Source organism: Nonomuraea sp. NPDC049695 (assembly GCF_040674955.1).
Classification (GTDB): Bacteria; Actinomycetota; Actinomycetes; order Streptosporangiales; family Streptosporangiaceae; genus Nonomuraea; species Nonomuraea helvata.
On record NZ_JBFANV010000045.1, the window covers coordinates 48,627 to 70,793 of the forward strand.

Genomic DNA, 22,167 nt, shown 5'->3' on the forward strand with positions numbered 1-22,167 from the left:
CCTACGCCTGCCGCAACAGCCGCGCCTCCACCTCCGGGTCCAGGCCGAGGGTGGGGCGGTCGGGGCGCATCGGGGCCCGGCCGCCGATGCTCTGCAGCCACGTCCACGTGTCCTGCACCGTCTCCTCCAGCGGCCGGCACCGCAGACCCGCCGCCAGCGCCTTGGACACGTCGCCACCGTGGATGAAGTCGTAGTCCTCGCCGGTCAGCCAGATCGGCAGGTCCTTCCACGGCTCCACCCCCGCCGCCAGGATCCGCTCGGCCTCGACCCATCGCAGCTCGGCGTCGGATCCCGTCACCTTCACGCAGGTCTCCAGGAGCTGCCCCGTCGTCACGAACCCCATCGGGCTCACCACGTTGTACGCCCCGCCGAGGCCGCGCCGGCCCGCCTCCAGGCACCAGATGGCCAGGTCACGGGCGTCGATGTACTGCAGGGCGAGGTCTCTCGGCGCCGGGGCGAGCACGGGGCCGCCGCGGGCGATCCTGTTCAGCCACCACGGCAGGCGCCCGATGTTCTCGTACGGGCCGATGATCGTGCCCACACGGGCCAGCAGCGCCCGGTCGCCGAAGGCCGCGACCGCGCCCAGCTCGGCCCCCGCCTTGTTCCTGGGGTAATCGCCGTCCCCGTCATCGGCCGAAGCCTCCACGACGGGCGCGCTCTCGTCCGCGCCGTACGCCACCGGGTAGGTGTAGACCGAGCGGCTGGAGACGTAGACGTAGTGGCCTGCCCTTCCGGCCAGCAGCGACGCGGTGTCCCTGACCGCGTACGGCGCCCACGACCAGGTGTCGACCACCACGTCCCACTCCCCGCCCTGCAGCGCGGCCAGCCCGCCGGGCGCAGTCCGGTCACCGCGCAACGCCGTCACACCCGCCGCCGGCTCGTGGCTGCCGCGGTTGAACGTCGTCACCTCCCAGCCCAGCGCCTGCGCCTCCTCGACGACCGCCCGCCCCACGAACTCCGTACCACCCAGCACCAGAAGCCTCATGCCGTCCACCTTGGCCCTCCCGCCTCCCGGGCGATAGGTGTCACGCCGTCAGCGGAATCGCCAGAAGCGAAAGCCCGGGGCGCTCACGAGAGGCCATATTGCGATCGCCGTCCGAAGGGTAAATGTCACACACAGTGACGCAGAGGGGGGATGGGATGGGATGGTGAGACGGCTCTTTCCGCGCTCGATCCGGGCGCGCCTGACCGCGGTCGCGACCTTGATAGCGGCGCTGGTCTTCACTGTCACGTCCGCCATCACGCTCAGCACCGTGCCGGACAACCTGCGCGGTGTCGTACAGGCCAGGGTCGAGGCGGCCGTGCGGCGGGCGGCGAGCGAGGCACGTACGGGAGAGCTGTCCCCGGCGCTGGAGCCCCCGACGCGCGTCCACCTGCTTGAGGTGGTCTCGGCGGACGGAACGGTGGTCGCGAGCAGCCACAGCGTCCCCAAGGGCCTGGAGGTGACGAGCCTCCGTGCCCCCAAGGCCGAGACCCTCTACACCGCCGAGCGCACCGTCTACCGCAGCCCGGACGAGGCCGAGGGCCACTACCTGATCATGGCACTCACGGTGCGGACGCCCCGAGGCCCCGTCACGGTCTACGGGGCGTCCTCCCTGGCCGAGGTCGACCGGGTCCTCATCTGGGTCTATCTCGTGGTGTTCGTCGGCACCCCGCTCGTCCTGGTGAGCGTCGCGGGCATCGCCTGGGTCACCGTCGGGTCGGCCCTGCGTCCCGTCGAACGCATCCGAGCCGAGATGGCCGAGATCACCGGCCAGGACCTCAGCAGGCGCGTGCCCGTGCCCGACACCGGCGACGAGATCACCGACCTCGCCACCACCACGAACGACACCCTCGACCGCCTGGAACGTTCCGCCGAGACCCAGCGCCGCTTCGTCGCCGACGCCTCGCACGAGCTGCGCAGCCCCATCTCCGCCCTCCGCGCCCAGCTGGAGGTGGCCACCGCCTACCCGGACGAGACGGACTGGAAGGTCACGGGCGAGCGGGCGCTGGCCGCCGCCGACCGCCTCACCGGCATCATCGAGGAGCTGTTGATGCTGGCCAGGCTCGACGCGGGCGCGGTCCCGGAGCGCCGCGTGGTGGACCTGGCCCACGTGGCTCAGGAACAGGTACGCCGCCGCGAAGGCTCTCCGGTGCCCATCGTCCCCGACCTGTGTGCCGCGGCCCCGGTCTTCGGCTCGACCCTGCAGCTCGACCGCCTCCTCACGAACCTCCTCGACAACGCCACCAGGCACGCCGCCGGCCGGATCGACCTGAAGGTGGCGGTCGAGGGTGACAAGGTCGTCGTGACGGTGACCGACGACGGGGAGGGCATCCCGCCGCAGGACCGCGAGCGGGTCTTCGAGCGCTTCACCCGCCTGGAGAGCGCCAGGGTCAAGGACAAGGAGGGCAGCGGGCTGGGCCTGCCGCTGTCCAGGGAGATCGCCGCCGCCCACGGCGGCAGCCTCACCATCGCCGACCACTCACCGGGCGCCCGCTTCGTGGCCGTCCTCCCGCTGTACGGCCCACCGTGACTGACCCAGGAGTCGCTCCTACACTCCCTTGCATGGACCTGCGCGGGCTCTCCACCGAGATCGAATCCATTTCCAGCCAGTACGCGGAACGGCTCGGGATCGAACGCGACGACACCTGGTTCCTGCTCAAGCTCCAGGAGGAGCTCGGGGAGCTGACGCAGGCGTTCCTCATGCGCACGGGCCGGGCCAGGACCAAGGGGCGCACGGCGGAGGAGCTCGAGACCGACTTCCGCGCGGAGCTGGCCGACGTGCTGTGCCACGTGCTCCTCATGGCCCACCACCACGGGGTGGACCTGGAGGAGGAGGTCGCGCGGAAGTGGCTGGCCTGGAAAACCGAGAAGTGAGCAAGGCGGCCCGCCCGGGCAGAGCCGGACGGGCCGCGGGGCCGTAGGGGCCGTGAGAAGGGATCAGTCGACCGCGGTGATGCGGTTGGTGGCCGGCGGGGCCACCGGGTTGTTCTCGCCGAGGTGTTCGACGAAGGCGTCGATGTCCAGCGGCCCGCTCCACAGGTCGGTCCCGTCCTTGAAGCCGAGGAACGCGTCACCCCCGCCCACCAGGAAGTTGTTCGCCGCGACCCGGATCGACTGCGTGTCCGTCACCGGAACCCCGTCGATCTTCATGTCGGACACCTTGGAGCCCCAGGCGGCGCCCCGGCTGTAGGTGTAGGTGAAGTTCGCCGAGGGCTGCAGGATCTTGGTGAACGCCTGGTTGTTGGGGCCGCCGGTGAACTGCTGCTCGAGCACCGTCTTGAGCTGGGCGCCGGTCAGCGTGACGACCTGCATGAGGTTGTTGAACGGCTGCACCGTGAACGCCTCGCCGTACGTGACGACGCCGTCGCCCTCGTTCGCCGGGGAGGTCGCGTACGTCAGGGACGCGCGCACGCCACCCGGGTTCATCAGGGCGATCTGGGCGTTGCCGCCGGTCTTGGTGGCGGCGAGCTGGGAGTCGGCGATGAGGTCGCCGAGCGGGGACTCGCCGGAGGGCGCGGCCACGTTCGTGATGTCGGCGGTGATCGTGCCGACGGGCTTGTTGGCGACGGGCGCGACGCGGTCCTTCCACGTCTGAACGAACGCCGAAATTTCGGGATCAGGGGTGACTGTCCGGGTCACGACGTGGTTGTCCGCCACGACCGAAGCGCGGTCGATGTCGTGCGTCTTGACGTTCACGTTCAGGTCCACCTGCGTGATGACCCGCCCGAACGAGCCGCCCTGCGAGTAGAGGCGGTCGTTGCCGGCCGGGTCCTTGACCTTGCACAGGTACGCCTGGTGCGAGTGCCCGCTGAGCACGACGTCGATCTCCGGGTCCACCTGCGTCGCGATGCGGTTGCCCGCCCCCGGGACGGCGCTGCACGCGTCGGGCGACTGCCCGGCCGTCACCTGGTCGCCTTCGTGCACCAGCACGACCTGCGCCTTCACCCCGACCAGCTTCAGCAGCTTGGAGGCGACGTTGGCGGCCTTGACCTCGTCCACGAACTTGAGGTCCTTGATCCCCTCGCTCGTCACGATGCTGGGCGTGGTCTGCGTGACCAGGCCGATGAAGCCGATCGGCACGCCGTTCATCCACTTGATGCTGACCGGCGGCAGAGCAGGCACGCCCCAGTCCGACAGCACCTGCTTGACCTGCGGCGAGCTCGAGCCGCCGAGCGCGGCGAGCGCGTCGGTCTTCTCGTTGGAGTTCTTGAACAGGACGTTGGCGCCCACGTAGTCGAACGCCGCGCCCTTCCACGGGCCGGCGGGCGAGCAGCCGTCCACCGGGTGGCAGCCGCCCTTCATGATCCGCCGCAGCTCGGTGTAGCCCTCGTCGAACTCGTGGTTGCCCACCGCGGCCACCTTGAGCCCCAGCTTGCCCATGAACTCGACCGACGGCTCGTCGTGGTAGGCCGCCGAGATCAGGGGGGTCGCCCCGATGAGGTCGCCCTGGGCCACGGCGATCGTGTTCTTGTCGGCCAGCGCCTTCATGTGCGTGGCCACGTACGCGGCGCCACCGGCATCGACGGTCTTGCCGTTCTCGTCCACCATGCGGCCGGAGGACCCGGTGGGAGGCTCGAGGTTGCCGTGGAAGTCGTTGAGCGCGAGCAGCCGTACGGGGACCGTCTTGGCACCGCTGCTCGCGTCCGCCGGGAGGGTGGCGAGCATGACCGCACCCGAGGCGACGGCTCCGGCCATGGCCAGCCGGAGGAAAGAACGAGACGTCATGCCCCAAGACGTTACGGCCCGAACCTATGCGGCCAATGTCGCAAAGGTAACGATTTGCCAGGCTGTCACCTAGCGTTATTTGCCAGTCGGACGCCTAGAGTTCGTTCTGTGAGCGTACACGTGAAGGTCAGGGAACAGCTCGATGACGCGGAGATCGCCGAGGTGCTCGGCCTGGTCGAGGTGGCGACGGAGGCCGACGGCGTCCGCCCGCTCAACGAGCACGTGATGCTCCACCTCCGCTACGGCGGCGATCCGCAGGCCCGCTCCCTCCTGCTGGAGGCCGGCGGCGCTCTGGTGGGCTACGCCCACGTCGATCCCACGGACGAGGTCGAGGGTCCGAGCGTGGAGCTCGTCGTCCACCCCGGCCACCGCCGCCAGGGACACGGCACGCGCCTGCTGAGCTCGGTCATGGAGCTGACGGGCGGCAGGCCGCGCCTGTGGGCGCACGGCGACCACGCGGGGGCCGAGGAGCTGGCGGCCAAGTTCGGCTTCGAGCGGGTGCGCTCGCTCTGGCAGATGCGCCGATCCCTCTTCGCGCCTCTCGCGGCTTTCACCCTGCCCGACGGGGTACAGCTGCGCACATTCGTACCCGGCCAGGACGAGGAGGCCTGGCTCAAGGTCAACTCCGCGGCCTTCGCCCACCACCCCGAGCAGGGCGCCTGGACGATGGACGACCTGCTCCGCCGCGAGCAGGAGCCGTGGTTCGACCCGGAGGGCTTCTTCCTGGCCTTCCGCGGCGACAGGCTCGCCGGCTTCCACTGGACCAAGATCCACGGCTCCTCGTCCCACGGCCACGAGCCCGTGGGCGAGGTGTACGTCGTGGGCGTCGATCCCGCCCAACAAGGCACAGGCCTGGGCAAGGCGCTTACCCTGGCCGGGCTGTGCCACCTGCGCTCGCGCGGCCTCGCCCAGGTGATGCTGTACGTGGACGAGGCCAACACGGCGGCGATCAGGGTGTACGAGTCCCTCGGCTTCAACCGCTGGGACGTGGACGTGATGTACGGGCCCGCGTGAGCCGGGGGCTTACTCGATTATCCCGTGCAGGATGAAGTAGGACAGGGCGGCCACCGCGGCGGCGGCCGGAATGGTCAGGATCCACGCGGTCACGATGTTCCCGGCGACCCCCCACCGCACGGCGCTGAGCCGCTTGGTGGCTCCCACGCCCATGATCGCCGTAGTGATCGTGTGCGTGGTGGAGATCGGCGCCCCGAACCCGATGGCGGCCCCGTACAGCACGGTCGCCGCCGCCGACTCCGCGGCGAAGCCCTGGGGCGGGTCCAGCGCGATGATGCGCCGCCCCAGCGTACGCATGATGCGCCAGCCACCCGCGTACGTGCCGAGGGAGATCGCCCCGGCGGCGGACAGGATGACCCACTGCGGGATCGGATCGGACGGGGCGGCGAAGCCGCCGACGGTGAGCGCCAGGAAGATGACACCCATGGTCTTCTGCGCGTCCTGCAGTCCGTGCCCGAGCGCCATGGCGGCGGCCGAGACGGTCTGCGCGTAGCGGAAGCCCCGGTTGGTCTTGCCCGGCTGACTGTGGCGGAAGATCCAGTAGATCGCGATCATGATCAGGGCCGCCAGGGTGAACCCGATCAGCGGTGACAGCACCATCGGGATGACGACCTTCTCGAGGACGCCGCTCCAGTGCACCACACTGGCCGAGGCCAGCGCGGAGCCCACCAGGCCACCGATGAGCGCGTGACTGGAGGAGGAGGGCAGTCCGAAGTACCAGGTGATCAGGTTCCAGGCGATCGCTCCGATGAGCGCCGAGGCCACGATGACCAGCCCGTGGGGGCCGTCCGGAGCGTCGATGATCCCCTTGCCGACCGTCGAGGCGACCTGGGTGCCCAGATGGGCGCCGATGAAGTTCATGGCCGCGGCCATGAACAGCGCGGCCCTGGGGGTCAGGGCCCTGGTCGAGACGGAGGTTGCGATGGCGTTCGCCGCGTCGTGGAACCCGTTGGTGTAGTCGAAGGCCAGGGAGATGACGACCACGCCGATGACGAGGGCGAGCGTGAGGTCCACAGGGCTTAGCTTTCCTTGACCGCGATCGACTCGACGGTGTTGGCCACGTGCTCGAAGGCGTCGGCCGCCTCTTCGAGGGCGTCGACGACCTCCTTCATCTTCATGACGGTGAGCGCGTCGTACTCCCCGCTGAACAGCTTGGCCAGCAACCTGCGGTAGACCTGGTCGCCCTGGTTCTCGAGGCGGTTGACCTCGATCCAGTACTCGTTGAGGTTCTTCATGGACCGCAGCCGCGGCATGGCCTCGGCCGTCAACTCGGCGGCCCGCTCGAGCACCTCGACCTGCCTGACCACGTCTTTCGGCAGATGGTCGATCTGATACAGCACGATGAGGTCGGAGGCGGCCTCCATGGCGTCCATCACGTCGTCGAGGTTGGACGCGAGGCGGTAGATGTCCTCGCGGTCGAACGGCGTGATGAAGCTCTCGTTGAGCCGGTTCATGATCGCATGGGTGCGTTCATCGCCGGCGTGCTCGCAAGCACGCATCTTCTCGGCCAGGGCCTCCCTGTCCGATCCGTCGCTGATGATCTCAACTAGCAGGCGGGATGCGGTGACCAGATTGTTCGCGGAGTCGGCGAACAGGTCGTAATAGCTGTCCTCACGTGGCGTGAGACGCAGGCGCACGTCGTTCTCCAGATGTGCGGGGATGGTCCGTGTAGAGGGTACGGGCTACCAGGCGAAATGCGAACTTCATGTCCCCTTCTCCTTCTGGCTACCCCACGTATGTTCTACGACACCGGGACAGAGAGTACTTTGAGATCTTTTTTTGCCTTAACGGGGGGAGCCCCTATCAGACCTTGGTGCGGTGAAAGTTCCTGAACGACCGCGACGGCGTGGGCCCACGCTGCCCTTGGTACCGCGACCCGTACTTGGCCGACCCGTACGGATGCTCGGCGGGCGAGCTGAGCCGGAACACGCAGAGCTGTCCGATCTTCATCCCCGGCCAGAGCTTGATCGGCAACGTGGCCACATTCGACAACTCCAACGTGACGTGCCCGCTGAACCCGGGATCGATGAACCCCGCCGTCGAATGCGTCAGCAACCCCAGCCGCCCGAGCGAACTCTTCCCCTCCAGCCGCGACGCGAGGTGGTCCGGCAACGTGATGACCTCGTAGGTGGAGGCCAGCACGAACTCACCCGGGTGCAGGATGAACGGCTCATCCCCGTCGGGCTCGACCATCCGCGTGAGATCCGGCTGCTCCACGGACGGATCGATGTGGGGGTAGCGATGGTTCTCGAACACCCGGAAGAACCGGTCAAGCCGTACGTCGATGCTGGAGGGCTGGATCATGTCCCCGTCGAAGGGATCGAGGGCAAGCCGCCCGGCGTCGATCTCGGCAAGGATGTCACGGTCAGATAGCAGCACGGTGAGCAACTTACCGTCCGGCCGGAAACTGTGCGGGGCCGGGATTGCTGTTGTACGCCAAGTTTCCGCTACAGTGGGGGGCGCGGCTTCGGGGTTGGGGTCGTATGCGGGTGTAGTTCAATGGCAGAACATCAGCTTCCCAAGCTGACAGCGCGGGTTCGATTCCCGTCACCCGCTCCACACACGAAAGCCCAGGTCGGAAGTGGTTTCCGAGACCTGGGCTTTGATCTTGTTAAGGCTGGCTGATCTTCCCGTGCCATTAGCGTGCCATTAGGCTTGTGGATCATCCGGTGGGTATCAGCAGTTCGGGCGGGTCATCCTCGTCGCTGTCGTCTTGATCACGTGCCAGATCGCGTGCCCGTTCGTGCCCGATCAGGTGCTTGTCGATCGCTTCGGTGATGACCTGGTCGGCACCTCTGACCGCGTGCTGATAGATCATCGCCGCTCTGACGTTGTCGTGTCCCATCCTGGTCATCAGGTCCTTGAGGCCAGCGCCGGAGCCCGCCGCGAACATGTTGCCCGTGTGTCGAAGGTCATGGACATGTAGGTTCGGCACCCCGATGGACCGTACGGCTTCCGCCCAGCCAGCCAGCCGATTGAAGCCACTCCGCCTCATAGGACCGCCCTTGATCCCCGCGAAGAGCAGGGCGGTTGACTCGGGCTTCACGTAGATCTTGAGGTGCTCGCGGAGTGCCGGGATGATCGCCTGCGGGATGCCGACCACGCGCTTGCCCGCCTTGGACTTGGGCGGCCCGAGAACGAGTTCGCCCGTCGAGCGCTCCACGAAGGCCACCCGGACGCGGACCGTTCCCGCATCGAGGTCGAGATCACCTCGGGTCAGCGCGGTGATCTCGCCCCATCGCAGGCTCGCGAAGGTCGCGAGGAGGATGAAGGCTCGGTAGCGCCGATCATGGAGGCAGTCGGACTTTCCCTCGTCGATCATGCGCCACAGTGCCCGCTCAGCCTCAGCCCTCGTCGGGAAGACCTCCGGATGGGTGCGCATCTCCCCATGACGCTGGAATCGAATACGGTACCCCTCCCCCTTCTTGAGGCCCCGGATATTGCCGATCGGACGACGTCCAACCTTGTCGGCCAACTCGAAGACCTGCCCCGCGGAGAGCACGGGCCGTTCCTCTGCCTTCTCGTCACCTGCCCCACGGATGCGGCACGGGTTCCTCTGAAGGATGTGGTCATCTTCGGTCGCGGTCATCAGTACGGCCCGCAGCAGCCGGTACGCCTTGGCCGCCATGCTCACCGAGACACCATTGGCGAGCAGGTCGGCCCGCCACTGCCGAATCATCGCCGTCGAGAGCTTCCCGAGCTGGACCTTTCCGAGGTACGGCGTGATGTGCTTCTTGAGCAGCCATCTGTAGAGATCAACTGTCCGAGGACGGAGGCCCGCGCGCTGGTCGATCCACGTTGCCGAATACTCGGAGAGCTTGATCTTGGCGCGCTCGGGATCGGTCCAGGTACCGGAGAGGATCTTTCCTTCTATGAGAGTGAGCGCTCTGTCCGCGTCGCCCTTGCGTTCGTAGGTCTCCTCCCCCGTGCGCATACGTCCATCAGGTCCGGGATAGCGGATCTGGTACCGGCCCGAGGGAAGCTGACGGATGTTGCCGAAACGGCGGTGGTTGTCCTTGTTAGCCATCAGGAGGCCCTTCTCATGGGTGGGACGGTGCCGTCGATGACGAAGGCGACCAGGGCGGTTTCACGGATGCGGACGTGCCGCCCGACCTTCACGAACTCGATTCGGCGTTCGGCGATCAGTCGGCGGACAAATCGGGTGGAGGTGTGGAGCGACTCGGCGGCCTCGTCGACGGTGAAGAGTTGGTCCATGTCAGGCCGCCTCTCCAGTTGCCGAAAGATCTTGGCCGCTGGCTCTGGCTTGCAGTTCGCGGAGGTGCGCCCGCCAGCGCTGACGTTCGGCCACGGAGCGGAGGAGGCGGACGCCGATCGGGTCGATGTCGGGGTCACCAGCTCGGACCGGCCGCCAGACGAAGCGCTGAGGGTCCGAGATCTCGTCGGGTTCGCCGAGGGCCTCCATGACCCAGGTACGGCGGTCGGCCTTGTGCTCCGCGAGGGTCTTGTTCGACCACTTGCGGGAGACCAGGACGCGACGACCGGCGTAGCCGAGGTGTTCGGGCTTGTGGGCCTTGGACCGGCAGCATCCGGGGACCATGCCCGCCTTGGCACCCTTGGGCTGCACACCGTACTGGAGCCAGTTCGGGCAGGTGGGTGAGCAGGGTTCATAGCGGAGGGCGTCGGCGAAGCGGGCCGCGTGGATGGAGCGTCCTTCGGCGGTGTCTCCGAGACTCTTGGTCAGGTATTTGGACAGGTAGCGGATGCACTGGTCGGCATCCTTGGAGCCCGCGAGCACGCCCTTGACATCCACCTGGTCACCGAACCGGATCACGTGCGAGGGCTCGTCAAGCTGGTCGATCGCCTCATCCCAGGTGGGCAGGTACTCGCCGGTGTTCGGGTCGAGGTAGCCGTCTTCGGCCCAGACCGGCTCGAAGTCCACCGGCTCGTCAGCCGAGGGCCACCAGACCTGGTGGTAGGTGGCGGCGGCTATCTGCTTGATCTCCGCGCGCGGGAGCGTTCCACGGATCGCCATGTGGAGGTGCGGGGCGAGGCGCTTCTGCGGCTCCACGGTCGCGAAGTACTGCACGTCGTAGCCCGCCACGCGGCGAAGGTTCTGCACGAACCGATCGACGAGCTTGGAGAAGTGCAGGGCATCGCGAGCTGCATGCGCGTAGTCGTAGGACTCCGGATCTACCGGGGCACCGTTGCTGACCTTGCCGTAGGACGGGAGGGTGAGGGTGACGAAGAGCGAGGGCCGGTAGCCGTTGTAGGTCCTCCCGAGCGTGGTGTTCTCCATCTTGCGCCTGGGCAGGTCGGGAGCGTCCTGGCGGCGTTTGGTCGAGCGGAACCGCCGCGCGGAGGTCCGGCCGAGGACGTTGCCCCGCATTCCGGCCTCGTTGATCTCGATGTCGAGCCCGGTCAGGATCGCGTCCAGATCGGCGGTGTCCTCACCGGCCTTCACCGCCTGGTCCCGCTGCGCCTGCATGTCAGCCCGGAACTCGACAAGCCAGGTTTGTTCGTCGGTGGCCTCGTCGGGCGTGATGATCGGTTCGTGGTCGAGGTGCCAGCCCTCCCGGCACTGAGCCATGCGAAGCTGCTTGTTCCGCTTGGCGCAGCTCGGGCACTTGCTCTCCAGAGGCGAGCCGCAGGGCACATCAACGACCTCGGTCTTGCCGGTGGTCGTATCGAGCCGCTTAAGCGCGATCGGCCGGATGCAGACGCCGTGAAGCTTGGCGATCTCTTCGGCCACGTCTCGCGCGAGCGGCTGAGCCATGCGGATGGCGCGTGGAGTCTTGCGGTCAGTCATGCGGACCTCCTTTCGTCGGGGACGGTGAGAGCGGCGCAGCCGCATTCGGTGCACTCGACCAGGGCGCGGACGGAGTCGAGCCATAGGGCCTCGAACGCGCCGCAGTCGGAGCAGCGGAGCCCGTCGAGGAAGTGGGCGAGGCTCACGCGGCCTCCTTGAACTGGGCGACCATGTCGCGGATATCGGCATCGGAGACGTAGGCGGCTCGGACGCGGATGGGTTCAGGACTGGATTCGAGGCGCATGTACGCGATGCCAGCGCCCAGTTCCGGGACGGGCGAGATGTGGTCGGCGAGTGCGCCCCGGTCCCGTGCGCCGTCGCCGAGGACCATGTCCACCTGTTCGGATTCGTCGAGGCGGAGGGCGATCTTGTCCGGAAAGAGGTTACGAATGTTCATGACCTCCTTGCGTGGGTCCTGAAGCGCGGCCATCACGCCGACACCGACCGAACGGCCTTGGGTGGCGAGGGTCGCCAGGGCGGCGGAGATGCGGTGCCTGAGCTGCTTGTCAGGTTGGTAGGCGGTCAGGAACGCCACCTCGTCGACGAGCACCAAGACGAACGGGTCTTCCACGGTCGGGACGTGGGAGCGCTGGAGTCCGGAGAACCGAGCCGCGCGCTTCTGCATGACGCTGACGGCCTCGTCGAGCAGGTCGGCGCAGTCCGCGGGGTCGGCGGCGTACCGGCCATGGAACAGCTCTCGCCCGAACGAGAGCTCCATGAGTTTCGGGTCCAGCGCCCAGATCTCAACCAGGCCCGCTTGCATCGCGGGGAGCAACCCGCGGATGGTGTCCCAGAGGAAGGAGCCTTTGCCGGCCCCTGTCGCCCCGGCGATCAGGACATGGGTGCCATGAACCTTGAGCTTCAGGGGCTTGCCGTCCTCTTGCTTGCCGATCTCGACCGGTCCGACAGTCGGTGTGATGGGGATGGGGAGGGCCGGGATCGGGGCGGCGAGTGGGTCGGAGCGCGGGAAGGTCAGCATGAGCCGACCGCCCTTCACGAGCGCCACGCGGCAGCTCGTCACGCCGAAGCCGTGGGCGAGGTTGTCGGTCTTGTCGGTCCAGTCTTTGACCGCCTGGCCCTTGAGCATCTTCACCGTGATGCGGTCGGCCCAGCCGTCGCAGGTGACCTTGACCAGCCGGGGCAGGTACTCGCGGCCATGCACACGCTTGGCCAGGCCGGACACATCCATGACCGACTGCCAGTGACGCCGGTAGGTGGACATGAGCCGCCACCAAGCCAGCAGCCGGAATCCGGCGATCTTCTGGAATGAGTCGCGGTCGGCGAAGGCCCAGCCGGTGAGGGCTAGGAGCACGACCCCGAACGCACTCGCCGCGAGCAGCCAGCCGTACAGAGTCCAGATCACGCCAAGGGCGACCGGAAAGGCGACCGCGACCGGGTGACGGTAGGTGATGCGGATCAGCGCCGCGGCGAAGCGCCCGCCGTACACGATGAAGGTGATGAAGGCCGGGGTCTGGACCACGGCCGGTTTGAAGACCACCGCCGTGTCGGGGGTGGTCGAGACGATGCGGTGCGGCTCGTCGCCGGGCATCCTCTTGAACATTAGGCTGGATTCCTTCCAAGCATGTGGTGTGTGCGGGAGACCAAGGGGCCGCGGGAAGTTGGCGCTTCCGGCGGCCCCGCCGTACATCAGGCCGCCTCGTTCTCGGCGGCGGAGTGCAGTCGCTCGCAATCGGCCAGGTAGTGAGCGGCGGCGTTGAAGAGGTCGCGGGCGATCGTGAGGTCCTGGTCGGTGACCGGCCCCGCCGTCGAGACGGTGACCGTCGCCTCCGAGGTGGACAGGTCGAAGCACGGCTTGCCGTTCTCGCCCACCCAGGAGTGAGCGCGCAGCTCGACCGTGTGGAACGAGACGCCCACCCGTGACGGTTCACCGGGACGCATCGAGAGCGTGAGGTACGTGTACGGGTCGAGCGCCATCAGCCCGCCACCCCCAGCCCGTTGGGCAGGCCGTGGAACATGCGCTCCACCGCCTGAGCGAACTTCGCCGCCTCACTGGCCAGAGACCGCGCGAACTCGACGTCATCGAGCGTCACGTGATTGCCCGCCGAGGTGGTGACGAGCACCTGCGTACCGCCGAAGATCAGACCCAGGACCGGCGACCGCTGCGGGTACGGATGATTGAGCACCGCCGCACCGGTCCCGACCCTGAGATTGATCATGCTGGCGGGGTGGTCCTTGCGCCGCGCCATCAGGCCGCGTCCTTCGCGACCGGGGCGGGCTTGCCGGGGCCAGCCGTACGAGGAGCCCGCATCTCACGGACCTTGATCGAGTAGGCCAGCCGCCCGCTGCCGTTGACGTACGGCGTGGCGGTGACGTGGTTGAACTCGACCGGCGTGAACGGCAGCCCCGGCATCGGCGCCGGAGCAACCGGCTGCACCGGACTGAGGATCTTGACCGAGACGGTCTTCTGCGCGGCCTTGACGGTCGGGTCGGCGTCCATAACCGAGACCTGCCAGACGAGCTCACTCGTCTGCTTGTCGCGGGCCTGAACGAAGCGCCCGTTGGTCGAGGCGTCGAAGTCCTTGACGGGCTCGACCTCCCCGACGATGTAGCAGCCGTGCGGGAAGACCATGTCGAACGTGACGGGGATGGGTCCTTGCAGTGCCATGAGGCACACTCCTTAATCTGTTGTCTTGTCGCTAACTCGTCTTGTCGAGTTGTCATGAAGGTACCCCGCTTTCGCGTACTCGACAACACAAGTTAGCGAGATTTCTCGGAGGCGTTTTCCGAGGTTGGCGACAAAAGAGGAGGATTGGTTACAGGTCGTCTCCGCAATCCCCTGCCGGTGCGACAAACCATTCAGTCGCGGACTACTTAACGCCCTAGAGTCGCCCTGTGAAAGTTGACCAGTATGTCTACTTTGCGCTTAAAAGCGAGCGAATATCCGCAGCAGAGATGGCGATTCGGCTCGGTATCAAACCCGACGAGGTCACGGTTCGAGGCAGCAAGCGTGCCGATCCACCCCGACCAGCTGTGCACATATGGCAGATGAACGGCCCTCGCTCAACCTCCATGCCCGTGGACGACATGATCGCTGTCTTGATCGACCGCCTGGAGCCCTTTGGAGAGGCGATCGGCATGCTCGCGGAGGAGTTGGACCGCGCGGAACCGGGCAACACCGCTGTTCTCCAGGTGGTTCGCTTCTTCGGTGACGACGAGGAGAGCGCCGCCGACGAGGAGGCTTACATCCCTGGCGTTCCCTCACCTCGGCCGCTTGGGTGGCATCTGGACCGGCGGGTTCTACGCTTCTTGGAACTCACGCGAGCCGAACTCGACGTTGATGAATACGGGGATACCTGATCGACGGCGTTGGTTCAGAGTGAGTAGGCATCCTCAAGTTCGTGAAGGTCGCCAGGGAGTACCAGGTCCACCACGAGCAGGGGATGCCCACCGCCGTTGAAGACGCTTGCGAGCACGCCGAGAACCGGCGAGGTCTTGCGCAGCTGCAGCGCCTTGACCTCGTCAGCTGACGGATGCCGAGCACTGAGCCGTTCGACAACGTGTTGCAGCTTCAGGCCCTTGGCATGGTGGAGCTGTTGCCGAATGCCCGTCGTCAGCAACTCGGCGGACTCCAAGCCGGAGTCTGTAACCGATGACCAGATGGTGACGAGGTCCGTTGGCCGCTCGGAGTCGCGAAACAGGACGCTCCGGCGTACGACCTCAGAGCCCTCAGGGACGTCGAGGAGCTTTGCCACCGCGGCTGGGGCGGAGGCGAGGCCGGCGAAGAGAAGCGTCCCATGCTCGTCGGCCTCAACGCGGTCGAGTACAGCGCGGCCTGGTCGGGTGGATTCCTCTGCCGAGACGGTCGGAGCGGCTCGCACGAAGGAGCCCTTGCCGTGCTCTCGATCGATGACGCCCCTCAGCTGGAGGACTTGGAGCGCCCGTACGACAGTGGGGCGGCTCACGCGGAACTCGCGGACCAGCTCCGTCTCGGAAGGAAGCTGTGACCCGGGCGGATACGTTCCGTCGGCGATCTTCTGGCGGATCGCCGTGACGATCTGGGCGTACTTCGGGGGTGCGAACTCTTCAGACGACATGACGACCATCCAACAACTCGACTTGTCGGCAAGCCTAGTTGGGTTTGACGCCTCTGTCTGCTACCCGGAAGGGAAGAGACGGCGGACATGGTGGTTGCGCTTCACCATGTCCGCCGTCGGTTCCCAGGCGCGACGACGTGAGACACCCGGAGTCGATCACGCCGCCGCGCCCGCCTATCGGGCCTGGCCGTCGAGAAGCGCCCTCCAGACCGATTGCGCCTCCCTGACCGACCACCGATAGGTCTCGTGAACCTCGTTTCTGCGGGTTCGCCTGATGTAGGCGACGCCCGCCGCATGGCACAGCTCGTAGAACGGCCTGCGGCAATCGCAGGTCCAGGCGATCACGCGAACCCGGTCTTCAGCGCGGTACGGCGGACGCCACACGAGGCACATGTGATCGGGATGGGCTGCGGACGCGTGCGGACTCAAGCACCGGGAGATCATGGTCACAACGCCGCCCGTCCCGTGCCGTTGCAGCGCCAGCAGGCAGCGCGCTGCCGCTCGTCGGCGTTCGTCTCGCCGGGATTCTCGGCGGCCACCACGGAACGGCGAAGGCTCACGTACTTCCAGCCCCGCCCCGAGCAGGAGACACATCGCGCAGTCATGCAGCGAGGATTGCCCAGCCGGGTGTCACGTCTCGACCGCCCATGGGTGCCGTCTCTGATCATCCGGTCTCTGTTTGTCTCGTCTTTGTCTCCTCCGAGCCCGTCTCCGTCGCTAACCTGGGGGAACAAGGCACCCCAGCCCAAGGCGCGGATCATGACCGATCAGCAGATCCTGTTGAAGACGCTCTTGAAGCAACGCCACTGGCAGACGTACAGCACGTTCTGCAAGGAGTACGACAAGGCGGCCAAGAAGGTCGATCCCTCGTTGCAGGGTGGATGGCCCAGCCGCGCACAGCTCCACCGCTGGTTGACCGGGGAGCTCAAGGGCCTGCCCTACTCCGATCACTGCCGCGTGCTGGAGGCGATGTTTCCTGGCCGGTCCGCGCACGAGCTGTTCTCGGCGAACGGTGTCGAGGTGCGCGCGCCCCGGACCGAACCGGAGCCAGCCAAAACCGCCGGCCCCTTGCCTGAGGTCTGCGCTGTGCCGCAGTTGGCCGACGTGTGCGCCGTGTTCAGCAGCAGGGCCGCCTTCTCCTCTGCCTATCCGGCCTCGACGCTGTTCGACCGTGCGAAGGAGATCAACGCGGCAGGTCTATCGCTCAACGTGATCTGCCAGAGCTACCCCGACCACCAGCTCAAGCGCTTGTTGGAGACCGGCACCAGGATTCGGTGTCTGTTCCTCGATCCGCAAGGCAAGGCCATCCGGGACCGCGAGGCCGAGGAGGGCTACACAGACGGGACGCTGACGACGTCGACCGCGCTCAACATCAGCATGTTGACCAGGCTGCGTCACCGGCTCGATCCCGAGTCAGCCCAGCGTCTTGAGTTGCACGTCTACGACGAGACAATTCGCTTCAACATCCTTCTCGTCGATCGGGGGCTCTGCGTCGTTCAGCCGTACCTGCCGCAGGCGCGCGGAGTCGACTCGCCTACGCTCGTGATCACCGACAACACTGCCGCCGACGGGTTGTTCCCCGTCTTCGACCAGGTGTTTACCTCGATGTGGGAGCGGAGCAGACCCGTATGACCATCGACACCCGGACCCTCCTCCCGATCGCCGAGCATGCCGTCTCCATCGCCACCGAGATCATTCGCACCAAGGCCCCCGGCGTCGTCACCACCAAAGGTGATCGGGATATGGCCACCGAAGTGGACTACGCCGTCGAACACGCCGTACGAGAGTTTCTATCGCGGGAAACGCCCGACATCGGGTTCCTCGGCGAGGAGGAAGGCATCGGCCGTACCGGCAAGGGTCTGATGTGGGCACTCGACCCCGTGGACGGGACGGCGAACTTCCTCCACGGCATCCCGCTCTGCGGCGTCTCCCTCGGCCTGGTCGACAAGGACATGCCCATCCTCGGAGTGATCGACCTGCCGTTCCTCGGCACCCACTACTCCGCCGCCGAAGGTGCAGGCGCCCAAGCCAACGGGACCGAGATCCGCGCCAGCGACACCCGTGACCTGGACGCAGCCATCGTGTCCATCGGCGATTACGCCGTGGGCGACAACGCCCAGGAGCGAAACCGTCCTCGTCTCGCCCTCACCCACGAGCTTGCCGCCCGCGTGCAGCGAGTTCGCATGTTCGGGTCAGCCGCGGTTGATCTGGCGTGGGTGGCTGACGGCAAGACCGACGCCCTCATCATGCTGAGCAACAACCCATGGGACACGGCCGCAGGTGTCCTCATCGCCCGCGAGGCCGGAGCCGCAGTCGTGGACATCGACGGCAGCCCGCACAGCATGACGTCCCACGCGACCATCGCAACCAGCCCCAAGCTCGTGGCCGACCTCGTCGAACTCATCGCCGAGGCGCAGAAGATCGCGAAACATAGCCCGCGAACTGCCGAATAGTTCTTGTAGGTATCAAGGGCGGCGCTCCGCGCCGCCACGCGGCCCGTTCGCGGCCACACGCTGCGCGTGCGGCCTGGGGGCCGTTCTCGCGCGCGCCCGCGCTCGGGCCGCGTGCGACCTAGGATCTTCCCATGATCCCCCCGCTCATCGCGGCGTTAGCGAGTCTCCTAGGTGTGGCCCTCGGCGTATATCTCCCGCGCCGGTTCGACCAGCGGTTTGCGGCGCGAGCACGATACGACGCTGCCCTCACAGCAGCGAGCAAGCTCCAGGCTGCGCGTCATGGAGTAGCACCGAATGTTGGGGTGCAGTACACACGCGCCATCTCCGAGGAGGAGCAAGCTCGCATACTTCAGGAGCTCGCAGTGGACGCAGTGAAGTCCTTCTTGCAAGCTGCAGCGGATGCGAGAGCAGGCGTAGCCGAGCTGTATCCGTACTCTCCCGATCTCAAACGGTACTGGGACAAGTTCGAGATCACCGAGGATGAGCTTGAGGAACTCATTGTGCTGCTCACTCAGCGCCGTAGACGTCCACTCAAGCGACACAAGGCCAAAGAGATTGCCTCCGGCGGGGGCGCTCCGGCTCCGGGATGATCGCCGCACGCGGGCCAGGGTTGGTCAGTGGCTGAGGTGGAAGCCTGATCATCCCGTCCGCCATCGACCCGGGACAAGCCGAGCAGACCAGGGCCATGGGGCCAAGGTCGTTCTTCCAGTAGGGAGCTCCACCTTGACCCCATGGCCCTGGCCCGCTTCCCCTACGGGCGGGTCGACGGCAGACGGGATGATCAGGCAGGGGATGGACTGCGGCGCGAGGCCGCTCGCTCTCCTATGCTGCGGTACCGCGACGCGATCAAGGGAGCAAACATTGTCCGAGCGGATCACCTACACCATTCACCACTTCTCCCAGGCCAACCCTGAGGGGCCTGGCCAGGGCGACGTTCCCGCCCTTCTACGTCGAGTGGCCGACACCATAGAGGGCTTGGGTGATGCTGAGGTGTACGACCTGATCATGCACAGCGAGATCACTCCGGATGGAGATCGGCCCAGCCTCACCGTGTACTTCGACTACCGCTCCGAGCGGCCCTGACCTGGGTATTCACCGTGATCGTTGTGCCATTAGCGTGCCATTAACCCCGGTGACAAGGGGTCAACCACGGTCACTCACGACCGGCCCGAGACCACCGTCGACCAGGGAACTCAGGGTTGGGAGCCCGTGATAGCTGCAATTCCCAAGCTGACAGCGCGGGTTCGATTCCCGTCACCCGCTCTCACTACGAAAAGCCAGGTCAGGGATGGATTCCCGACCTGGCTTTGATCGTTTCTGGGACTCATTTCGATCTTCCGTGCAATTAGCGTGCAACTAGCCCACGGGAGCCAGCACGCCCACCGAGCCGTCATCGTCGCCTTCGTCGTGCTGCTTGAGCTGCTGATCGATGGCATTCGTGATCACCTGGTCAGCGCCCCTGACCGCGTGCTGGTAGATCATGGCCGCCCTGACGTTGTCGTGCCCCATCCGGGCCATCAGGTCCTTGAGACCGGCCCCCGACATCGCGGCCAGCATGTTCCCGGTGTGACGGAGATCATGGAAGTGCAGACCGGGAAGTCCCATGTCCTTAACCCGCCTTGCAGGGCGGCGCTCCCAGCCGCGCCCAGCTCCACCGCTGGCTCAGTGGCGAGATCAAAGGCTTGCCGTACTCCGACCACTGCCGCGTGCTGGAGGCCATGTTCCCCGGCAAGACCGCCAAGGAACTGTTCTCGACCAGCAACGGCACCGAGGCGCCCCCACCCAGGCGAGAACCCGACCCGGTGAACATCGCCTACCCGGGATGGCAGATGTGACCGCCGTATTCAGCAGCCGGGCTGCGTTCTCCTCCGCCTATCCCGCGCCCGTGCTGTTCGACCACGCCACTGACATCAAGGCCGCCGGGCTATCGCTGAACGCGATCTGCCAGAGCTACCCCCACCACCAATTCAAGCGCCTCTTGGAATCCGGCACCCACATCAAGTGCCTCTTCCTCGATCCCAAAGGACAAGCCATCCAGGCACGCGAGATCGATGAGGAGCACGTACCCGGCACCCTGACCATAGCCGGCGACGGCGCGGGAGTGGTCGTCCTCGATGGCCGTCAGCCACGGCCGGGCGGGCTTGCCGGAGGAGTCGATCACCCAGATGTCCAGCTCGGTGTCGTCGGCTTGCCAGATCTCGTTCGGTTTGGACGCTTCCCGCCGGTGCACCAGCTCATACACCTCTCGGTACCGTTTGGTCCCTTCGTGCGCCATAACCTGCAGTGCCGGGTCGATGCCGGTCACGATGTCGTGCACGGACCCATACCCCGGCCTGGGCCAGCCACGCTGGGCGGCCACGCTGACGGCCTGCCGATGGATCTTCGCGATCGTCGGACGGGGCGGCTTGAGCGCCAGCCCCTCGATGAAGGCGATCAGCTCCTCAGGTAGCCTGCGCCGCCCCTTGTCGGAGCGATCGGCCCGGGCCAGGGCCTGCAGGCCGTCCAGTTTGTAGGCGGCCAGCCACCGCTGCGCCGTCCGATATGGCACGCCGCCGCTGGCCGCGGCCGCCTTGAGCGTCACCCCGTCGTACAGATGCGGCACCAGGACCCGGTACCGCGCCAGCGCCACCGGTGTCGCGTCGGGTGCGCCCGCAGAGGTGTCAGCGGGCGGGGCAGCGGGAGCGGCGGCGGGTGGTTCAGCACTCATTGCTTCATGGTGACCCTGAGGTAGGAGGTCGCGCCAGGCCGCCGTAGAGCAGGGGAGAGGTGTGTTGGCCGGGGCCGTTACCCGGAGAAACCATCCCGGTCCGGGCGGAGGCATGTCGCGGACCTGTGCCCGGGACAGCGGGTCGAGGAGTTCGATCTCGATGGCCAGGACGCGAGGGCTTCCTTCTCGGGGCCGTAGATGCGATGGATGTTGGCGAACTGCTGATCGCGGGGGGCTCGTCGGGCTGACTCTCGAGGGCATGCGACTGGCCGGAGCGCTCCGCGAGCTGGGCGACAGCGATGGCGACTGGGTCGCCATCGCGGCGCTCAACTCCGGTGGCCTGCAAGGCGAAGACGAACGTGCCGCCTTTTCCCGATCTTTAGCGGCCACCTGCACTTTAGTCACGATATGCGATTGATGGGCTACTTAGAGTTCAAATCGGGTAGACCCGGCGAACAGGTGCACACTCGTACGACGAGAACCCGTGTGGTGGCGCTCTCGCGGAGGTGGAGAATCATGAAGGTTGGTCTTGGCCTGCCCATCAGCGACCTTCCGTCGTTGTTGACCTGGGCGCGGCGCGCGGAAGCCGGGCCGTTCACCACGCTGGGGCTGCTCGATCGCATCGTCTACGACAACCCCGAGCCGATGGTCACTCTGGCCGCCATCGCCGCAGCCACCACCAGGATCCGCGTGCAGACCGAGGTGTTGCTCGCGCCACTGCGCGAGCCGGTGCTGCTGGCCAAGCAGAGCGCGACCCTGGACCGGATGTCCGGCGGGCGCCTCACCCTTGGTGTCGGCGTGGGCGCACGCCCGGAGGATTTCTTGGCCGTGGGCGCGGACTATGCGATGCGGGGCCGCCGGGTCGATGAGATGATGCCGGTCCTGAAGCGGATCTGGTCGGGCCGACCCTACGGTGATCAGGTGGGTGCCATCGGCCCCGCCCCCGCGCGCGAGAACGGCCCCGAGCTCCTGTTCGGCGGCTTCGTCCCGGCTGCTCTCAAGCGCGTCGCGCGCTGGGGCGACGGCTACCTCAGCGCCACGCCCGTCGAGCGCTCCGACCAGTTGTTCCGCACGGCCGAAAAGGAGTGGGCCGTGGCCGGACGTGCGGGCAGGCCGCGCCTCGTCGGCCAGGTCAACGTGGTCTTGGGGCCGCAGAGCGTGGTCGAGGACGCCAAGCAGGCGATCGACTCTTACTACGCCTCCCTGGCCGGCACGTATGAGGTCCATATGGTGACGACCGCGGACCAGATCCGCAGCGCGATCAGCGGGTTCGCCGATCTCGGCGCCGATGAGGTGATGCTCTACTGCTGGGCTCACGACCCGGATCAAGTTGATCGCCTGGCCGACCTCGTGGCCTGACCTGCCACCGGCGACATCCCGCAACGACCTGCGTGGCCGCTGCAGGCGGGAGGCGGTGAATGGCACCGTCCGGAGGCGTCTCTCGCCTCGCCCAGGGGAGTCCC

28 protein-coding genes and 1 tRNA gene are annotated in these 22,167 nt (G+C 66.9%); 13 read left to right on the plus strand and 16 right to left on the minus strand.

The features are described from left to right. Position 1: 1 nt before the first annotated feature. Positions 2–985, minus strand: coding sequence for a reductase (locus AB0J64_RS32495; RefSeq protein WP_364035345.1), 984 nt, complete (start codon positions 983–985; stop codon positions 2–4). A 160-nt stretch (positions 986–1,145) separates the two neighbouring features. On the opposite strand from AB0J64_RS32495, the gene AB0J64_RS32500 reads away from it, so the two are divergent. After that, positions 1,146–2,513 (plus strand): ATP-binding protein, encoded by a 1,368-nt coding sequence (locus tag AB0J64_RS32500; protein WP_364035348.1) that lies wholly within the window; start codon positions 1,146–1,148, stop codon positions 2,511–2,513. Between the two features lie 32 nt (positions 2,514–2,545). Next, positions 2,546–2,857: a pyrophosphatase gene (locus AB0J64_RS32505; RefSeq protein WP_364035351.1), complete on the plus strand. Its 312-nt coding sequence runs from the start codon at positions 2,546–2,548 to the stop codon at positions 2,855–2,857. Positions 2,858–2,920: 63 nt separating this feature from the next. Here AB0J64_RS32505 and AB0J64_RS32510 read toward each other — a convergent pair whose 3' ends face one another. After that, a complete protein-coding gene (locus AB0J64_RS32510; RefSeq protein WP_364035354.1) occupies positions 2,921–4,708 on the minus strand; it encodes a bifunctional metallophosphatase/5'-nucleotidase in 1,788 nt (595 codons plus the stop codon). A gap of 108 nt (positions 4,709–4,816) precedes the next feature. Here AB0J64_RS32510 and mshD point away from each other — a divergent pair, with 108 nt between their 5' ends. Then, positions 4,817–5,722, plus strand: coding sequence for a mycothiol synthase (gene mshD / locus AB0J64_RS32515; RefSeq protein ID WP_364035357.1), 906 nt, complete (start codon positions 4,817–4,819; stop codon positions 5,720–5,722). A gap of 9 nt (positions 5,723–5,731) precedes the next feature. Here the strand turns inward: mshD and AB0J64_RS32520 are convergent, their stop codons facing one another. The 3 genes from AB0J64_RS32520 to dcd form a co-directional block, all read right to left on the minus strand. Further along, positions 5,732–6,736: an inorganic phosphate transporter gene (locus tag AB0J64_RS32520; RefSeq protein WP_364035360.1), complete on the minus strand. Its 1,005-nt coding sequence runs from the start codon at positions 6,734–6,736 to the stop codon at positions 5,732–5,734. A 5-nt stretch (positions 6,737–6,741) separates the two neighbouring features. Continuing rightward, positions 6,742–7,359 carry a DUF47 family protein gene (locus tag AB0J64_RS32525; protein ID WP_106243913.1) on the minus strand — a complete coding sequence of 206 codons (618 nt, stop codon included), beginning with the start codon at positions 7,357–7,359 and terminating at the stop codon, positions 6,742–6,744. 166 nt (positions 7,360–7,525) lie between these two features. Further along, positions 7,526–8,101 (minus strand): dCTP deaminase, encoded by a 576-nt coding sequence (gene dcd, locus AB0J64_RS32530; RefSeq protein WP_344998011.1) that lies wholly within the window; start codon positions 8,099–8,101, stop codon positions 7,526–7,528. A gap of 106 nt (positions 8,102–8,207) precedes the next feature. Between dcd and AB0J64_RS32535 the strand changes: the two genes are divergently transcribed. Further along, positions 8,208–8,281: transfer RNA gene (locus AB0J64_RS32535), tRNA-Gly, on the plus strand. Positions 8,282–8,384: 103 nt separating this feature from the next. Here AB0J64_RS32535 and AB0J64_RS32540 read toward each other — a convergent pair. From AB0J64_RS32540 to AB0J64_RS32575, 8 genes are all read right to left on the minus strand, one after another. Continuing rightward, positions 8,385–9,749 (minus strand): site-specific integrase, encoded by a 1,365-nt coding sequence (locus AB0J64_RS32540; protein ID WP_364035365.1) that lies wholly within the window; start codon positions 9,747–9,749, stop codon positions 8,385–8,387. Then, a complete protein-coding gene (locus AB0J64_RS32545; protein ID WP_364035368.1) occupies positions 9,749–9,937 on the minus strand; it encodes an excisionase family DNA-binding protein in 189 nt (62 codons plus the stop codon). The genes AB0J64_RS32540 and AB0J64_RS32545 overlap by 1 nt, the downstream gene beginning before the upstream one ends. A gap of 1 nt (position 9,938) precedes the next feature. Further along, a complete protein-coding gene (locus AB0J64_RS32550) occupies positions 9,939–11,489 on the minus strand; it encodes a replication initiator (RefSeq protein ID WP_364035371.1) in 1,551 nt (516 codons plus the stop codon). Beyond that, positions 11,486–11,635: a hypothetical protein gene (locus AB0J64_RS32555; RefSeq protein WP_364035374.1), complete on the minus strand. Its 150-nt coding sequence runs from the start codon at positions 11,633–11,635 to the stop codon at positions 11,486–11,488. Before AB0J64_RS32555 ends, AB0J64_RS32550 begins: the two co-directional genes overlap by 4 nt. Next, the gene (locus AB0J64_RS32560; RefSeq protein WP_364035377.1) at positions 11,632–12,936 is read right to left on the minus strand and encodes an FtsK/SpoIIIE domain-containing protein; all 1,305 of its coding nucleotides are present in this window, start codon (positions 12,934–12,936) and stop codon (positions 11,632–11,634) included. The genes AB0J64_RS32555 and AB0J64_RS32560 overlap by 4 nt, the downstream gene beginning before the upstream one ends. 200 nt (positions 12,937–13,136) lie before the next feature. Beyond that, positions 13,137–13,424: a hypothetical protein gene (locus AB0J64_RS32565; RefSeq protein ID WP_364035380.1), complete on the minus strand. Its 288-nt coding sequence runs from the start codon at positions 13,422–13,424 to the stop codon at positions 13,137–13,139. Beyond that, on the minus strand, positions 13,424–13,696 hold the full coding sequence (locus AB0J64_RS32570) for a hypothetical protein (protein WP_364035383.1): 273 nt from the start codon (positions 13,694–13,696) through the stop codon (positions 13,424–13,426). The genes AB0J64_RS32565 and AB0J64_RS32570 overlap by 1 nt, the downstream gene beginning before the upstream one ends. Beyond that, positions 13,696–14,115 carry a plasmid replication, integration and excision activator gene (locus AB0J64_RS32575; protein WP_364035386.1) on the minus strand — a complete coding sequence of 140 codons (420 nt, stop codon included), beginning with the start codon at positions 14,113–14,115 and terminating at the stop codon, positions 13,696–13,698. Before AB0J64_RS32575 ends, AB0J64_RS32570 begins: the two co-directional genes overlap by 1 nt. 227 nt (positions 14,116–14,342) lie before the next feature. Between AB0J64_RS32575 and AB0J64_RS32580 the strand changes: the two genes are divergently transcribed. Further along, positions 14,343–14,807: a DUF4279 domain-containing protein gene (locus AB0J64_RS32580; RefSeq protein WP_364035388.1), complete on the plus strand. Its 465-nt coding sequence runs from the start codon at positions 14,343–14,345 to the stop codon at positions 14,805–14,807. Positions 14,808–14,821: 14 nt separating this feature from the next. On the opposite strand, the gene AB0J64_RS32585 is transcribed toward AB0J64_RS32580, so the two are convergent. Together AB0J64_RS32585 and AB0J64_RS32590 are read right to left on the minus strand one after the other, a co-directional pair. Beyond that, entirely contained in the window at positions 14,822–15,553 is a 732-nt protein-coding gene (locus tag AB0J64_RS32585; RefSeq protein WP_364035391.1) for a GntR family transcriptional regulator, read from the minus strand. 437 nt (positions 15,554–15,990) lie between these two features. Next, on the minus strand, positions 15,991–16,149 hold the full coding sequence (locus AB0J64_RS32590; RefSeq protein ID WP_364035394.1) for a hypothetical protein: 159 nt from the start codon (positions 16,147–16,149) through the stop codon (positions 15,991–15,993). A 154-nt stretch (positions 16,150–16,303) separates the two neighbouring features. Between AB0J64_RS32590 and AB0J64_RS32595 the strand changes: the two genes are divergently transcribed. The 4 genes from AB0J64_RS32595 to AB0J64_RS32610 all read left to right on the plus strand — a co-directional run bounded on the left by AB0J64_RS32595 (position 16,304) and on the right by AB0J64_RS32610 (position 19,080). After that, the gene (locus tag AB0J64_RS32595; RefSeq protein WP_364035397.1) at positions 16,304–17,176 is read left to right on the plus strand and encodes a DUF5919 domain-containing protein; all 873 of its coding nucleotides are present in this window, start codon (positions 16,304–16,306) and stop codon (positions 17,174–17,176) included. Then, positions 17,173–17,997 carry an inositol monophosphatase family protein gene (locus AB0J64_RS32600; protein ID WP_364035400.1) on the plus strand — a complete coding sequence of 275 codons (825 nt, stop codon included), beginning with the start codon at positions 17,173–17,175 and terminating at the stop codon, positions 17,995–17,997. The genes AB0J64_RS32595 and AB0J64_RS32600 overlap by 4 nt, the downstream gene beginning before the upstream one ends. A 131-nt stretch (positions 17,998–18,128) precedes the next feature. Next, positions 18,129–18,587: a hypothetical protein gene (locus tag AB0J64_RS32605; protein WP_364035403.1), complete on the plus strand. Its 459-nt coding sequence runs from the start codon at positions 18,129–18,131 to the stop codon at positions 18,585–18,587. A 271-nt stretch (positions 18,588–18,858) separates the two neighbouring features. Continuing rightward, positions 18,859–19,080, plus strand: a complete 222-nt coding sequence (locus AB0J64_RS32610; protein WP_364035406.1) for a hypothetical protein — start codon at positions 18,859–18,861, stop codon at positions 19,078–19,080. A gap of 273 nt (positions 19,081–19,353) precedes the next feature. On the opposite strand, the gene AB0J64_RS32615 is transcribed toward AB0J64_RS32610, so the two are convergent. Then, the gene (locus AB0J64_RS32615; protein ID WP_364035409.1) at positions 19,354–19,602 is read right to left on the minus strand and encodes a tyrosine-type recombinase/integrase; all 249 of its coding nucleotides are present in this window, start codon (positions 19,600–19,602) and stop codon (positions 19,354–19,356) included. A 77-nt stretch (positions 19,603–19,679) separates the two neighbouring features. Here AB0J64_RS32615 and AB0J64_RS32620 point away from each other — a divergent pair, with 77 nt between their 5' ends. The 4 genes from AB0J64_RS32620 (at position 19,680) to AB0J64_RS32635 (ending at position 22,063) form a co-directional block, all read left to right on the plus strand. Continuing rightward, positions 19,680–19,832, plus strand: coding sequence for a hypothetical protein (locus AB0J64_RS32620; RefSeq protein WP_364035412.1), 153 nt, complete (start codon positions 19,680–19,682; stop codon positions 19,830–19,832). Next, entirely contained in the window at positions 19,820–20,446 is a 627-nt protein-coding gene (locus AB0J64_RS32625; protein ID WP_364035415.1) for a DUF5919 domain-containing protein, read from the plus strand. Before AB0J64_RS32620 ends, AB0J64_RS32625 begins: the two co-directional genes overlap by 13 nt. Before the next feature lie 517 nt (positions 20,447–20,963). After that, positions 20,964–21,122 carry a hypothetical protein gene (locus tag AB0J64_RS32630; protein WP_364035418.1) on the plus strand — a complete coding sequence of 53 codons (159 nt, stop codon included), beginning with the start codon at positions 20,964–20,966 and terminating at the stop codon, positions 21,120–21,122. 68 nt (positions 21,123–21,190) lie between these two features. After that, on the plus strand, positions 21,191–22,063 hold the full coding sequence (locus AB0J64_RS32635; RefSeq protein WP_364035421.1) for an LLM class flavin-dependent oxidoreductase: 873 nt from the start codon (positions 21,191–21,193) through the stop codon (positions 22,061–22,063). Positions 22,064–22,167: the final 104 nt, after the last annotated feature.